At 57.3% G+C, this 14,333-nt stretch carries 20 protein-coding genes; 5 read left to right on the top strand and 15 right to left on the bottom strand.

What is annotated here, in order from left to right; all coding sequences use genetic code 11:
* Nucleotides 1–69: 69 nt before the first annotated feature.
* From ASG68_RS31485 to ASG68_RS17570, 15 genes are all read right to left on the bottom strand, one after another.
* A complete protein-coding gene (locus ASG68_RS31485) occupies nt 70–213 on the bottom strand; it encodes a hypothetical protein (RefSeq protein WP_156373927.1) in 144 nt (47 codons plus the stop codon).
* 76 nt (nt 214–289) lie between these two features.
* Nucleotides 290–541, bottom strand: coding sequence for a DUF6894 family protein (locus tag ASG68_RS17625; protein ID WP_062609941.1), 252 nt, complete (start codon nt 539–541; stop codon nt 290–292).
* A 67-nt stretch (nt 542–608) separates the two neighbouring features.
* Nucleotides 609–1,526, bottom strand: coding sequence for a YsnF/AvaK domain-containing protein (locus ASG68_RS17620; protein ID WP_062603654.1), 918 nt, complete (start codon nt 1,524–1,526; stop codon nt 609–611).
* Between the two features lies 1 nt (nt 1,527).
* A complete protein-coding gene (locus tag ASG68_RS17615) occupies nt 1,528–1,905 on the bottom strand; it encodes a DUF2382 domain-containing protein (protein ID WP_062609939.1) in 378 nt (125 codons plus the stop codon).
* Between the two features lie 125 nt (nt 1,906–2,030).
* Nucleotides 2,031–2,348, bottom strand: a complete 318-nt coding sequence (locus tag ASG68_RS30750; protein ID WP_244484273.1) for a GFA family protein — start codon at nt 2,346–2,348, stop codon at nt 2,031–2,033.
* Between the two features lie 132 nt (nt 2,349–2,480).
* Nucleotides 2,481–2,936: a hypothetical protein gene (locus ASG68_RS17610; protein WP_062603651.1), complete on the bottom strand. Its 456-nt coding sequence runs from the start codon at nt 2,934–2,936 to the stop codon at nt 2,481–2,483.
* Between the two features lie 59 nt (nt 2,937–2,995).
* Nucleotides 2,996–3,490 (bottom strand): ferritin-like domain-containing protein, encoded by a 495-nt coding sequence (locus ASG68_RS17605; protein ID WP_156373925.1) that lies wholly within the window; start codon nt 3,488–3,490, stop codon nt 2,996–2,998.
* A gap of 57 nt (nt 3,491–3,547) precedes the next feature.
* On the bottom strand, nt 3,548–4,456 hold the full coding sequence (locus ASG68_RS17600) for a hypothetical protein (RefSeq protein ID WP_062581836.1): 909 nt from the start codon (nt 4,454–4,456) through the stop codon (nt 3,548–3,550).
* A gap of 183 nt (nt 4,457–4,639) precedes the next feature.
* Nucleotides 4,640–5,434, bottom strand: a complete 795-nt coding sequence (locus ASG68_RS17595) for an SDR family NAD(P)-dependent oxidoreductase (protein ID WP_244484272.1) — start codon at nt 5,432–5,434, stop codon at nt 4,640–4,642.
* 17 nt (nt 5,435–5,451) lie between these two features.
* Nucleotides 5,452–6,621: a zinc-dependent alcohol dehydrogenase gene (locus ASG68_RS17590; RefSeq protein ID WP_062609937.1), complete on the bottom strand. Its 1,170-nt coding sequence runs from the start codon at nt 6,619–6,621 to the stop codon at nt 5,452–5,454.
* Nucleotides 6,622–6,632: 11 nt separating this feature from the next.
* Nucleotides 6,633–8,441: a YbhB/YbcL family Raf kinase inhibitor-like protein gene (locus ASG68_RS17585; RefSeq protein ID WP_082554027.1), complete on the bottom strand. Its 1,809-nt coding sequence runs from the start codon at nt 8,439–8,441 to the stop codon at nt 6,633–6,635.
* A gap of 74 nt (nt 8,442–8,515) precedes the next feature.
* Entirely contained in the window at nt 8,516–9,031 is a 516-nt protein-coding gene (locus ASG68_RS17580; protein WP_062603644.1) for a DUF4142 domain-containing protein, read from the bottom strand.
* An 11-nt stretch (nt 9,032–9,042) separates the two neighbouring features.
* A complete protein-coding gene (locus ASG68_RS17575; protein ID WP_082554026.1) occupies nt 9,043–10,023 on the bottom strand; it encodes an alpha/beta hydrolase in 981 nt (326 codons plus the stop codon).
* A 144-nt stretch (nt 10,024–10,167) separates the two neighbouring features.
* Entirely contained in the window at nt 10,168–10,554 is a 387-nt protein-coding gene (locus tag ASG68_RS30745) for a GFA family protein (protein WP_082478512.1), read from the bottom strand.
* Nucleotides 10,555–10,652: 98 nt separating this feature from the next.
* A complete protein-coding gene (locus tag ASG68_RS17570; protein ID WP_062603639.1) occupies nt 10,653–10,880 on the bottom strand; it encodes a DUF6894 family protein in 228 nt (75 codons plus the stop codon).
* A gap of 90 nt (nt 10,881–10,970) precedes the next feature.
* Here ASG68_RS17570 and ASG68_RS17565 point away from each other — a divergent pair, with 90 nt between their 5' ends.
* The 5 genes from ASG68_RS17565 (at nt 10,971) to ASG68_RS30740 (ending at nt 13,247) form a co-directional block, all read left to right on the top strand.
* Nucleotides 10,971–11,690: a Crp/Fnr family transcriptional regulator gene (locus ASG68_RS17565; protein WP_062581798.1), complete on the top strand. Its 720-nt coding sequence runs from the start codon at nt 10,971–10,973 to the stop codon at nt 11,688–11,690.
* 74 nt (nt 11,691–11,764) lie between these two features.
* Nucleotides 11,765–12,019, top strand: coding sequence for a hypothetical protein (locus tag ASG68_RS31480; protein WP_156373924.1), 255 nt, complete (start codon nt 11,765–11,767; stop codon nt 12,017–12,019).
* Nucleotides 12,020–12,119: 100 nt separating this feature from the next.
* Complete coding sequence (locus ASG68_RS17560) at nt 12,120–12,578, top strand: DUF6766 family protein (protein WP_062603637.1); 459 nt, start codon at nt 12,120–12,122, stop codon at nt 12,576–12,578.
* A gap of 183 nt (nt 12,579–12,761) precedes the next feature.
* Nucleotides 12,762–13,001 carry a DUF982 domain-containing protein gene (locus ASG68_RS17555; RefSeq protein ID WP_062581794.1) on the top strand — a complete coding sequence of 80 codons (240 nt, stop codon included), beginning with the start codon at nt 12,762–12,764 and terminating at the stop codon, nt 12,999–13,001.
* Nucleotides 13,002–13,013: 12 nt separating this feature from the next.
* Nucleotides 13,014–13,247: a hypothetical protein gene (locus tag ASG68_RS30740; protein ID WP_062581792.1), complete on the top strand. Its 234-nt coding sequence runs from the start codon at nt 13,014–13,016 to the stop codon at nt 13,245–13,247.
* The last annotated feature ends 1,086 nt before the right edge of the window (nt 13,248–14,333 follow it).

Here is a 14,333-nt window from a genome sequence, read left to right as displayed (position 1 = left end):
GTTGACCTTGGGCTCCTGCCTCCCGTTCAGCGCATCCTCGATGGCCAGTGGATTCAGGCCAACATCGTTTTAATTTTCCATCTCCTCGGGCGTCGGATCCACCAGGTCAATCCAAATGAACTCGCCGTCGCGCGGTTGGATGGGCCAGTCAGCCTGGGAAACGTTTTCGGCGCGTTTGCCTTCGCGATAGGTAAAGGAGGCTTTGACGGTCATGGAAGTCCCGATCGGCAGTGCACAGAAGCGAGCGATATATACATTTATCAGCGATGCGCACTTCGACCCCGCGTTTTTATTTTTCGGAAGTGAGCCTGGAAAGAACGGCGTCCTCGAGCGACACCATCGCAACCACAGATCCTGACGGGTCTGTAATCTCGATCCCAGAAATGTCAATATGTTGAGCCGCCCTGAGGTTTTCTGCGACCAGGTCTCTTAACGTGTCCGATGCATTCGACCTTGCGTCATCGAGCGTATCGAAGGAAATGCCCTTCAGATCTTCATCGATACTTTCGAAGTGCTTTAGGTGGAAGAAGTAGACGGGCATGGAATCCACGTTTTCTCTCTCGTTCTCGGTGAAAAGGCGGCCGGGCGTCCGGCCGCCTCTAGGCGGATCAGGTGCGCCTGAAACCCTGTGACTGGCTGAAACCGTCCTGCTTTTGCGTTTCGACGCGCTGGTCGTCGATTTCGACTTCCGTCTTGCGGACGCTGTCGCTCACTGTTTCGGTGCGCTCAGTCGTCGTCTTGTTGATGCCGATCTCCTCGACGACGCGGGCCTCCTTCGAGACGACCGCTTCTTCATGGCGCTCTTCCGCTGAAATCGTGCGATCATGGAACGCAGTATCGGCATCGGTCAGCGGACGGTCGACGGTACGACGTTCGATAGTGACGTTCTCGTCCCGCAGCGAGATGTCCTCGCTCACTGGCGTTTCGATCGTGTAGGCACGAACCTTCACGCTGCCACTGTTGACGTCGCGCTTGCCGACGCGGAGATTTTCCTCGACCACTTTGATCGTTTCGTCGCCGGATTCATCAGAAACGAATGTATCTTCGCTTGCGGTTCCAAGCGATGCGCGATTGGCGTCGTATGTTGAAGCGGGCGCGGACGAAGTTGGGGTAGTGTCGTTCCAGCCCTCGTTGCGCCAAAGGTCGGCACGCTCGTCGATATCGATGCTTCCCTCTTCGTCGAGGATTTCATGTGCGGCGTCATACAGCGCGTCGCTGACGGACGTCACTGAAACCAAGAACCCGCCACGGCGCAAGCCTTCGGAATAGACGAGGCGATCTTCGTCGGGGAAGAAGAAGTCGCCGAGTGATTCCCAAAAACCCTTACGATCGTCGGCGGCAGTACCGGCGCTATCTTCGTCGGCCTCGTAACCAGGCACCAGACGGATCGCACCAGAGGAAATCCCGGCTTGCTTCAGGCGCTCGATGGCACTCTCCGCATCGGAGCGGCTGTCAAAAAAGGCGGTGAGGGCGCTGGATGTGCCCGAGGCTGTCGAATAGCCGTTTTCAGTTTCGTTGTAAGCCATTTCAGTTCTCCTTGTTTTCTGCGTTTTGTTCGATCAAGACCGTTTGTTTGCGAAGGCTGACCGGGACGTTGACCGGCTCGGACGTGATATGCTGTCGGATGTGGACTTCCTCGACGAGGAACAGCCTCGTTACCAGGCGCTCTTCCAGGACAGGGACGATCATGACGTCGCCTTCCTTGCGAACGTCCGGCGCGTGCGCGACTTCGATGTTCATTGCAATTCGGGTTACCTCGACGGTCTGACGCTCAAGTTGGGCTTCGGCGATCTCATCTAAGACTTCCGTCCGGGTGCTGACCGTGACAGCGCCGTCAATGACGGTTTCCTTATCGACCGACAGACGCTCCTCGACGCGTGGAATGACAGTGTCGGCCGTGCCCATCGTGTCTTGCTCTCCTCTAGCCGTTGTTAACTGTGATGACTCCTGAATGTTCCGGCCTTCAGGCGGTTGGTGAACCCCGGTCGTAGACCTTCGTTCCATCCGCACATACAAAAAATTCTGGAGATTCAGCGGTCGCGCCGAGATCCGTATCCGTCCGCGCGCGATCGCGTGTAGCGCGCCTCACGCGGCAGACCATCTGATATCTCGACGAACGGAAGGCGTTGTTGCCAGTATCCATGGGCGGCCGGATCGAACTTCTCCGGCGTGTCCATAAACCCGATGCACAAGTAGATTTTGGAAGGGAGGTCCTCATCTTTATAGGCGATGAATGTTCCGCATTCGTCGCAAAAGGAGCGGATTATACCCGGTGTTTTTGAAAAGGTCTTAGGAGTTCCCGTGACTGAGCCTCGCGGTGTCCGATCGAGATCGTCATCGGACCACAAATCGCTTTGCGCCAATCATCGTCGTCCCAGTTGATCCAGAACGGTTCGCCGACTGCGTCGATTTCAATCGCTCCGCCGAAGCACGAACCGCGTTCAATCCTTGACATGGCCGATCCGCCCCAACGCGCTCGCTCACTCTACCTTGGCGTCCGGATGGTCCGTGCGACCGCTCGGAATGGTGCTGGTCGTCGCCGACACAGGATCACTGGCGGGGAACGAAGACTCGAGACCCTCGTCGAGATGTTCTTCTAACGTCCCTGTATCCTGGGCGGCGCGCGCACTTCTGAGAGAAGCGACAGCAGGGGAAAGATTGGTTTCGCCTGCATCAACTGCGGGCGCAGTTTCGAACGACGACGGTTCCTTGTCAGTGACCGCGTCGGCTGAGGTGTCGTCGGTTTCCTCGACGTCCGTACCGAACGTCGCGATCTGAACCATGACCGCCTTGGCTTTTTCTTCGGCGTTGAGACGGTTCAGATTTCCGTCCTCATCCTTCTTCATGTGAACAGAGACAACGTCCCCGCCTTCACCAACGAACTCTACTGTCACGCCCGACTTTTCCTCATGAACCTGCTTGCCAATAATTTCCATGTCATCCTCCAAAGTTGAGGGATCCACCGCTTGCGCCGTGGATCCTGGGAGCGTTCTGTTCAGCCTTCGGCCTTCTGATTGACGACAGACGTCGCAATCGATGTCAGGGCCAGATCGGTCGCCTGTTCCTCGTCAAGCGTCGTCTGCAGCAGCCCCGCGGCATCGGTCAGCCCAAGCTCCAGCGCCCATGTGCGCAACGTGCCGTAGCGCGACATCTCGTAATGCTCGACCGCCTGCGCTGCCGCGAGAAGTCCGGCATCGAGGGCAGGGGAGCCTTCATATTCTTCCATGATCTCGGCAGCCTCGTCGGTGATCCCAAGGATAGCGTCGCAGGTCTTGGCCTCCGGCTCCTCGCCGATGATCTCGAACACCTGTTCGAGGCGCTCAACGTGAACCTTGGTTTCGGCGAGATGCTTGGTAAAGGCGTCCTTGAGTTGGACGCTCGTCGCTGCTTCTTCCATCTCCGGAAGGGTCTCGACAATCTTCTGCTCCGCGAAATACACGTCCTTCAAGGTGTCGAGGAACAGGTCTTGGAGCTTCTTGGTTTCGGCCATAGGTATTTCCATTCTTGTGTTGGGAGAGCCCGCCGGCACGATGCCAGCGAGTAGTGATTAGGAGATGCGACGATCCGACACGTCGATGATCAGCGCGCGCTTGGTGCCATAGACACCGCCAAACCAGGCAGCGATTGCACCCAGAACAAGGGCGAAGAAGCCGAGAATGGCTCCGGCGGAGACAGCCGCGGTTGCAGCCTGAGCGGTATCAAGCGCCTTCTGCTGGGCGGCCGCCACGTTGTCGCGGTACGTCTTCTCATACTGATCGACCTGGGTGCGCGCCTGATCGACAGGAATGCTCTGCGCCTTTGCAATGGCGTCGGCCGCGCGATTGCGGGCGTCTTCAGCGGTTGCTTCGTCGCCCATAACGACTGCCTGCATCGCTGACACTGCAGCGTTCTGCAGAGCCTGCGGATCGTTGCCCGTGGTCGACCGGATTTGCTGCTCAATCCCTCCCATGGGATTGGTCGAGTTGGCAATCGCCGGCGCTGCTGCCGCTACTGCGGTAGCGGCTGTGGAGCCGACGCCACTGACAATCGACGAAAGCCCGCTGAACGCGCCACCGACGAGCGCACCGACCGATGTGGTCAGCAGGTAGAGAACGATGAGCGTGGTGACTGCCCAGGAGGTCACACCCTGATAGCCGCCCGTCGAGTTGCTGGGACGGCCTGATAGACGGCTGGCGACGTAACCGCCAGCAAAGGAGGCGATGATGCCGGCGATCACAAACCAGATGCCACCAGCGATGGAAAAGGTGCTGGCTTCAGGATTGTCGTATGTCGCCGGATCAAGGACTGCGGCTCCTATACCGACCCCGAGCAGGTTCAGGAGAAACTGGGTGCTGAGGGCGATCGCGACACCCGCGAAGATCGCTCCCCATGATACCTTGTTGAGCGCGGCGCTTGCCGACGAGGAGACCCCGTGCGCCGTGTCGTGAGGAAGACTCGTGGAGATCGGAGTGGTCATTGCTTTGGTCCTTTTCGCAGTCACATGCTTGTGATGCCGGGTGAACCGAAAGTTGCCGCATTTGTTCCAGTCGGAATCGAATTCCGACGGTGTCTCTGGCAAAAGGGTTGCGAGCGGGAAGTCGACTATTCCACCTCCAGCAAAAAACATGCTCTTTCCTAGGGATGCTAAGGCCCAACGGAATCAGGTCTTGCCTGTTCCGGGAGCAGCCATTTTGGCGTGCTGTTCGGCGAGGATTCCTGCCGGTGTCACATTGGCCATGACCGTCTGAAGCTTGTTCTTCCAGCCGGCGACGACATCGCCTTCGCCCTTCATCAGAGCGGTAAAGCCGACCCTTGCGACATCGGCCGGGTCGTCCTTGTCCGCTTGACCAACCTCGGTGTCCAACATGTCGGCTCGCTCGAAGAACCGTGTTTCCGTCGCGCCTGGCATCAGGCAGGTCACCGACACGCCGCTATCCTTGAGTTCGTGGCGCAGCGCGAACGAGAAGGAATTCAGGAACGCCTTGGTCGCATTATACACCGCCTGGTAGGTGCCGGGGATGAAGCCGGCGATCGATCCGGTGATCAAAATCTTGCCGTTGCCACGCGCGCGCATATCGTTGCCGATCGTGTGGATGAGTGCGACAGTTCCGGTCACATTGGTGTCGATTACGTGCAGGGCCTCATCGAGCTCCTGATCAAGAAAGCCTTTTCCAAGGCCCCGTCCGGCATTAGCCAGCAGTATATCGACGGGTTTTCCCTTGTCGGCGACGAACCGACCAAAATCAGCCACCCCTTGCTTGGTCGAAAGATCGACTCGCATGGCATCGACCGACACGCCAATCGAGCGCAGAATATCGGCGGCGATATCGATGTCGTCTTCATCGGCCGCAACAACCAGATCATAGCCGTTGCTCGCGGCGATCTTTGCCAGTTCAAGACCGATACCCGAAGAGGCTCCGGTCACGACGGCGAGCGGATTTTGTGGATTTCCCATGATCATCTCCAGTCTCTTTACGGTTTGAGAACGACCTTGACGCAGCCGTCCTTCTTGGCGAGGAACGTCTTGTAGAGGTCCGGCCCGTCTTCCAAGCTCCCCGTATGGGTGATGATAAACGACGGATCGATCTCGCCGTTCTGAATGCGATCCATCAGGATCGGCAGGTAATGCTGGACAGGGGTCTGGGCCATCCTGAAGGTCAGGCCACGATTGATTGCGGAACCCATCGGGATCTTGTCGAGAAACCCGCCATAAACACCGACGATCGAGACCGTGCCGAAGTTGCGGCAGCATTGGATTGCTTGGCGCAGAACATGCGGCCGGTCGGTACCCATGAAGGTCGCGACCTTGATACGATCGAGGCGGGCATCCCAGCTGGCGGACGGATCGGACTCTGTACCGACGGCGTCGATGCAGGCATCCGCCCCGCGATCATTGGTCAATTCCATGATCCGGTCGTAGATGTCCTTGTCCATGTAATCGAGGGTAATAGCGCCCGACTTTTCAGCAAGCGCCAGCCGTTCCGGAACGGTGTCGATTGCGATCACCCGTTCTGCACCGAGAATGAAGGCGGACTTGATCGCCATCTGGCCGACGGGGCCGCAGCCCCAGATGGCGGTCGTGTCGCCCGGCTGGATGTTGCAGAAATCAGCGGCCATGTAGCCCGTCGGGAAAATGTCAGACAGGAACAGCATCTGCTCGTCGCTCAGACCCTCCGGCACCTTGATCGGTCCGACATCGGCATAGGGCACGCGGAGATATTCGGCTTGGCCGCCGCTGAAGCCACCGAGCAAATGGGTATAGCCGAACAGTCCGGCCGGCGAATTACCCCACATCTTTTTGACTTTTTCCGGCTTGGGATTTGACCGTTCGCAACCGGAAAAGAAGCCCCGTTTGCAGAAGAAGCATTCGCCACAAGCGATCGTGAACGGCACGACCACTCTGTCGCCGACCTTCAGCTTCTTGTTGTCCTTGCCGACTTCGACGACCTCGCCCATGGTTTCGTGGCCCATGATATCGCCGCTGTGCATGTCGGGCATGATGCCATTATAAAGATGGAGGTCGGAGCCGCAGATCGCACACGCCGTCACCTTGATGATGGCGTCACGCCCGTCTTCGATCGTCGGGTCGGGAACGCTATCGCAGCGGATGTCATGCTTGCCGTGCCAGGTCAGTGCTTTCACGTCCGATCCTCCTATTTCGATGTCAGCTCGCGTTCGAATGTGCCCATAATCTGACCCTCGGCGAGCACGTGGCCCTCCATTGCCTTCAGCACCGCGTCGCGTTTTGCTCCGGGCTCCAGGCCGAGCGTTTCGACGTCGAGCGCGAAGACCTGGAAATGATAGTGATGAGCGGGATCGCCGACCGGCGGTTTCGGTCCCGTGTAGCCAAGGGACCCCATGCTGTTGGCACCCTGCTTCATGTCCTTCGGCTCCTGGAGGACCGGCGTGCCGGGCATGCCTTCACGCAGCTTCATGGTTGCCGCCGGGACGTCATAGGCGACCCAGTGCGTGAACGGCTTCGGCTTGGCGGCATCGGGATCGTCGCAGATGATCACGAATGACTTTGAGCCTTCTGGTGCGCCACTCCACTCGATCGCCGGCGATGCATTGTCGCCATCAGCGGCATATTGCAACGGGATCGGGCCGTCCTTTTCGAACGCGGACTTTACGGCAATAGCATTGGTGCTCTTTGCTTCGACCAGATCAATCGCGATCTTGGATGCCGGCATGTCGGTGACGACATTGGGAATGGTGCCGGCTTCCGCCGCCTGTGTCGTCGCACTGCCGCTATAGGAGACCTTGTAGATCGTGCCGTTGCTGTCATCGGCGACGAACAGCGACCCATCCTTGCCGACGGCGACGCCCGTCAGGCGTCCGAGATAACCGTATTTGGCGTTTTCCTGCTGTAGCAAAAAGCCTTCAAGAAACTTTACGAAGGCGACAGGTTTGCCATTTTCGAAATTGACCCGGACGATTTCGTAGCCACTTGGCGGACGGCGGTTCCAAGATCCCCGCATGGCGATGAAGGCATCGCCATGATAGTCCGCCGGAAAGGTATTGCCGTCGTAGAACGCCATCTGCATCGGCGCGCTGTGGGCGGTGTAGCCGAGGACCGGCTCGGTCGATTGTTTGGCCCAATCCTCCAGTGTGACGCCTTCTGGCGGATCCATGCGGGGGTTCAGCCCGCTCATGCCGTAGACAAAGGGCCAGCCGTATTTCTTGCCCTGTTCGATCCGGTTGAGCTCCTCAACCTGCACCTCGTCGCCGAGCCAGTCGATGCCGTGATCCATGCCGTAGAGCGCACCGGTGGTCGGCTCCCAATCGAAACCAATCGTGTTGCGCAGGCCGCTGGCGAAGATCGACCGCGATGCCCCGTCCTTGCTTGCACGCAGGACCGTGGCGCTTTCCGGATTGTCGTCCTGGCATTCGTTGCAGGTGCTGCCCGAGCCGATATAGAGCATGCCGTCTGGGCCAATGCCGAGCGTGCGGTTGGCATGCTGTCCCGCATCGGGAAGATCGTTGATGATGCGTTTCAGCGGGCCGAATGTCCCGTCTTCCATGACATCCGCGGTGTAGACATCGTGGATTGTCACTAGGAAAACCGAGTTCCTGTCGAATGCTATGCCATGCATGCCGGGACGGCTCGCCACGGTCACCGCGTCATCCGCCTTGCCATCGCCATCGGCATCCTTGAGCATGATGACATCTCCGACGGATCGGCGCGTAGCGTAGACAATGCCCTTGTCGGAGACCGCCAGCATGCGCGGGTTGATCAGGTCGCGGGCGAAGACCTCGACCTTGAAGCCTTCGGGCGCCCTGATCAGCGCCGTGAGCTTGGCGTCGTCTTTTACTTGAAGCTTTTCCGGCTCAAGGATCGAACCCTGGACAACGACATCGGAGGCGCGGCCGGCCTCACCATTGACCTGTGCGGAGGATATCGACGGCAGCGACAAGGCCAAGGCGGAGATAGATAGTAAAAGTGCGGACAAACGGATGTTCATGGGACCTCACGGACCATTGGGACAAAAAGGAAAAGCCCGGTCGATGAAACCGCGCTTCGTCGTGAAGTGTCGAATCAATGAGCCGCGACCAGATGCATCACATGCATCTTGTGATTTTCGAGCTTGGTTAGCGTCTTGGCCGCAAAGGCGTTCGCTGACTCGTCGTCACCACCCTTGGCATAAGTAGCAAACAGCGTGACTGCCTCCATATGCGCCGTCGTCTGCATCTCGATGTAGAGCGGCTGGAAATCCTGTACAGACGCGCCTTTAAAAAGGTGCAGAATGGCTGCGTGCTTGGGGGACAGCTTGGCCAGCATATCGTCAAGCTTGGCGACCTTTTTCAACTCTTCTGCCGCCATGATTTGATCCTTGATCATCGCGGCTGAGAATTCCTTGACATCGGCGTCCTTCGCCATCCGCTCGGCCAGCTTGCTCGACTCCATCTCGAAGGCATTTGAACTGGTGACGACCTTGACAAAGGAGGCCTTGTCGACATTCATCGGAGCGTCGGCACTTGCCGGCATGGCGGCGAGGCTCGGCGTGGTCATCAGGAAGAGCGACAGGAGCGAGGCGGATATCATCTTGTTCATTTGCGCTCTCCTTACTTGGCTTTGGCAAAGGCTGTGGCGGGGCCGGCGACGGCGAGATCAAGCGCCTGCTTGGCCTCCGGCACCACCTTGCCCATGCCGAAGAACTCATGCGTGATACTGTTGAACGTCTTCAGGTCCACCGCGACGCCAGCATCCTTCAGCTTGCCGGCATAGATTTCGCCGTCGGGGCGCAATGGATCGATCTGAACCAGGATGATAGTGGCGGGCGCGACACCGGCCAGATCGGAGCGACCGTTGAGGTTGATCCTTGAGTCCTTGGTTTCGTCCATCGACGAGACCGTATTCTTCACGAACCATTCCATATCGGCCTTGCCGAGCGGCTTGGCGTTGGCGATTTCCTTGTAGGACGGCGTCTTCATGTCGTTGCCTGCAACCGGATAGACCAGAAGCTGGTGAACAGGCTGCGTGGTTTTCATCGTATTGGCCATCAGCGCGACATTGGCTGCCAGATTGCCGCCGGCGCTTTCACCGGCGACGATTATTCTGTCGGAATTGCCGTTCAGCTCGTGGACATTCTCTACCACCCAGGCATAGGCCGCCCAGGCGCCTTCATGGGCTGCCGGAAACTTGTGTTCGGACGCATGTCGGTATTCGACCGAAACGACGATGGTCTTTGCGCCGATGGACAGCGCACGGGGCGCGCCGTCATAGACATTGATGTCCGTGACGACCCAGCCGCCGCCGTGATAGTAGACGACCACGGGGAATGGTCCCCTTGGGATGTAGACATGAGCGGCAAGGGTGCCAGCCTTGCTCGGAATGACGATGTCCTTCGTCGTCAACTGTGCTTCCGGATTGGACGAAATCGGCTTCTCCCACTGCACGGCATTGGCGGTATCGGCCTGGCTTGCTTGGGTCCGTGCCTCGGGTACGACCAGCGTCGAAAACGGCTTTGCGTCGAGCGCGCCGAGGTTGTTGAGAACCGCCTGCTTTTCGGATGGGGGCTTGGCCATTTCCTGAGCGCTGCTCATCGAGGCAACGCTGGGAGGAAAAGAGAAAATCAATGCAATTACAGAATGCCTAAAAGTGTTTTGCGTCACCGGGCAGGACCTCTGTTAGAACCGGCCGAGTAACCAGCATGAACAGAGTTTGTTCCGTTATCGTCTTGACGCATATCAGGGTTCGTGTTGCTTTCGGTCCTCGTCATACTGCTCGCATCCTTCAAGCGGCTGCAACCAGGTCTGTCTTCGCTTAGTCCATAATTCATAGGATGGTCGAACGTCGAAGGGGGCGTCATCCAGGATGCCGAGCTTGATTTCAGCTTCCTCGTTCGTGATCGCAAACAGTCGAGATCCGCAGGTCGGGCAAAAGCTACGTCCTTCATACGTCGCATAGCTACCCTCGCACGCAAATGCGCTTCGTGGCCAGACCCCGAAAGTTGCGAACACCGAGCCTGTCTCTCTTCGACAATCATGGCAATGGCAGAGGCCCGCCCGTAATGGAGTGCCAATCACGTTGAACTTGATGGCACGGCAACGGCATGCGCCAGTTCTGGTGTCCATGAAAGGGTCCCTTCTGTGAAATGCAGGTAACTGGGCGTCTATGATCGAAGTTCACGACCAGCCGGTTTGAGAGTTCAAGGTGAGGGCTACTGATCACGTCAATTTGCCCGAAATGAAAGGACACCCTTCGTAACAACAGTGTCTTCTAGGTCTCTGACCGTGACCTCCGCAGTGAACGGGTCGATTCCATTTAGTTCATCCTCGGCGACATCCAGGAGAATGCTCGCGAGTTCTTTTTGTATCGCAGCATCATCGGGAAGGTTGCGTCCGTCGTTATCCTTCAGAAAGCCTCCGCCGTTCTCAAGATCAAAAAAATATTGTGGCATTTCGGCATCTCCATTTGCTGGTCAATGAGCCGCGCAATAGTTTGTTCCTCGGGAACACACTTTCATCCAGTCTATTTGAAAAGGTGCAGTATGATCGAGCTTCTCATCCGCAACCTGAACGCCCGCGACGTGCTGGATGCTGACGAAATCGCGAGTTTGGAACGCTTGGTAAAACGGGAACGGACGGTGGGAGTTGATGAGGATATCGTCAAGGAAGGATCGCGCCCGAATGAGAGTACGCTTCTCCTCGACGGAATCGCCGCTCGCTATCGCGTTCTAGAGGATGGGAAGCGACAGATTACAGCGCTCCACGTGCCGGGCGACTTCGTCGATCTCCATGCCTTCATGCTCAAGACAATGGATCACGGTGTCGTTGCTTTGTCGCCCTGCAGGGTCGCTGCCGCAAGCCATCGCGATCTGACGGAGGTGACGCAGACTAGTCCTCACCTGACCCGAATGCTTTGGCTGTCGACCGTGATCGATGGCGCGATCCACCGGGAATGGATCGTCGCCATGGGTCGGCGATCCAAGAAGGCACACTTGGCGCATCTCATATGCGAATTGTTCACCCGGCTAGGTATCGTCGGCCTGGTCAACCATCGAAGTTTCCATTTTCCGTTGTCTCAAGCGGAAGCGGCCGACGTCCTTGGGCTTTCGCTCGTGCATCTAAACAAAACCCTCCAGGGCCTACGGTCCGACGGCCTGGTACGGTGGGAAGACGGCGTCATCACGATTCTGGACTGGAATCGACTGGCGGAGATAGCGGAGTTCGATACCGTATACCTAAACATCATCAAAGAACCTAGATAAGTCGACGTCTCCGAACGCCAGTCTCGCGCGTTTCGGTATGTCTGCCATTTCGAGTTCGACATTAAAGTAATTGAATGAAACTGCCGTCCGTTGACCGCAAGCTTCGCTTGAAGTTGGAGGATTGCAATATGGATGAAAAAGCGAGCCGACGCCCACGCGGGCCGTCGGCGTTCGGGAATTTTGAACAGTCGAAACGTTCAGCGATGGAAAGTACAGCGCAGGAGGAAGCCGCTCAGCGCGCGAAATCGGCACGACTGAGATCGCTGCGAGAGGCACAAGCCGGACATTTCGAGCCTGAAAACTCGGGGAAGGGAAAGGCCGACCTGTAATTAGAAAGGGGGCTGGGCAACTTCCGCCCGCCTGGTCCCCATATACGGACTCTATGCGGTCAGTAGGTCTGGTTAAGCGGACGCGCAGGGAGATCAACCGATGAAATTCTTTCGGGACAATGGCCTCACAATCGTGCTTGTTATTTTTTCAGCGCTCACGATTGGCGGCATGATTGTCACGGGGTGGTTCGTGTTTGACCATGAACTGACTGAACTTGGAACGAGCGAGGTGGACTCGGCGATATATGCCCTATCGGGGAATTTCCTTTCGTCACTTTTCGAAAACTGGGAACTCGAGTTCCTAAAAATGTCGGCCTACCTCATGTTGACGGCGTTCCTGTTCCAGCGTGGATCGGCGGAATCCAACGACCCAGACGAGCCGTCCGAGATTGATGAAGACCTTTCGAACAAACCAAGCGACACGCAGGCACCATGGCCGGCCCGCGTTGGTGGGTGGGTGGGCCCGTGTGAGCAGATCAGGCTGGTGATAGATTCGCACGCGTCGCATCATCGCAAGCAAACGAGGAAATCGATAGCCAAAGTCTCGTCGCGATCTTGAAACCAGAACTGAATTCCGCACATCGCATTGTTTCGCTGCCCGTGCCTTTTGACGAGATTCCGTCTTTCGAGCGAAAGACCGGCAGCATCAAGAGATCCGCGCCGAAGATTGATACAAATCCGACGTTCCGGCGGAACAACTCGGCTCTCGTGATTGTTTATGGTCGTTCAACGGAGAAACCTCATGAAACGCATAACCTGGCAGCCCGTTAAGGTGAAGCCTCACAATGGTGGCGCACGCATCATCACCGGCCCGGATGAGGCCCTGAATTTTCTCGATCATGATTGGGACGGCGCCGAAGGCGAGTTCTATCACGAGGCCAAGCGGAATTGCCGCCGCGCGCTGCAGAAGGCCATCAATCCCGAGCGGGCACGCCAGGCATTTGTCGGCGCCTTCCTTGACGCAACCCTGCCTATTGCCTGAGGAGCCGTGACCATGAGCATTCCACCCGTCATGCCTGTTCCCGGCGCCGATCCCATTCCCGGTATCGGAGAGCCGCCGCCGATCCCGGTCAGCGAACCCGAGCCCGACCGACTTCCCGACGAACAGCCCATTCCAAATCCGGATGAGAACCCGCAACCGCCCCAGCAGGCGCATGCATCTGCCTACGAGCAATCCCCGACTTGGGGAATGCTGTGCTACGGCGTCCGAATTCATTCCACGCATTGATTTCACGCAGAAACTCTTTCATCGCGAGAATATTCGGTCATTCGTGAAAAGGTGGAAATTTTAACAACACTCCCGAAAATGGATCTGCGCACAAAAAGCCTCGGTGAGGTCAACCGGCAGAAAACAGCAAGGCATTACAAAAGCTCTCGTGCTTTATATCGCCGGGTAGCCAAAACAAAGTTTCGACGCGCATATTTGACCCAGTGGACCGTTTCCTCCGCATCGCGACGCTCGTAAGGTATGATAGCAGTATTTCGGCTCCCGCTCGCACGAACGTTATCGCGAGGGCTCGGCCAATCCCGGGGATTGCAGACAAATGCAGCCCCAATCCAAAGACATTGTTCCCGCAATGTCGGCACGGTCACGTCCGTGACGATCTTACTCGAAACAGACACTTTGGTTGATGAAATCAAGCAGAACCGCCCGGCGCATACGTGGTTCGGTCGGGTATAGATTAACGTTCCGTCATCACCAGCGAGAGCGAGACGCATGATATCTTGCCATCCTCACATGATTGCATATACCGCTTAAAATCCGAGACTTCTTCCTCGCTCAGCGCATCGTGTGACGGAAATTGGTCGTTAAACAGAGAGCTGGCTTTTAGGTTTGGCTGCATCGTCAAACGGCATTTATCCCTTTCGGGCTAGTAGAAAGCATGCACTGGCCCAGCTTAACGATCGCGTTTTTTTCCACCCCAGCCAGCTCAAATTGGAAACTCCGTGAGCGCGCAGTGCTGCGCCGCCAGCAGAAGTATGTCGGATGTCAGTTGTTTCAACACCAGTGATTTTTCGTCCTAGACATAGGGAGCCGCAAGTCGCGACTGCCCTGATGTAAGTGACTCTTCGCTCAAAAACGTAGCGTATCCAGACCCCAACTTGAATCTGCCTTAAGAGGAAGCTGTGGATTATCTGGGAACTTATTCCTTCACAGGGAATTGTGTCTTTGTGGGCCACCAACGGCCCGGCAGGAGATTCCCATGAAAAAAATGCTTATCGCAGCGGCGGCCGTCGCTTTTTCCGCAACCTCGGTCTTCGCACAGGAAACCAAGCCGGCGGCAAACCCGGACGGCGATACGCCAGCAGTCGC

The organism is Rhizobium sp. Leaf453 (assembly GCF_001425605.1).
GTDB lineage: Bacteria > Pseudomonadota > Alphaproteobacteria > Rhizobiales > Rhizobiaceae > Pararhizobium.
This window is presented reverse-complemented; position numbering and strand designations above follow the sequence as displayed.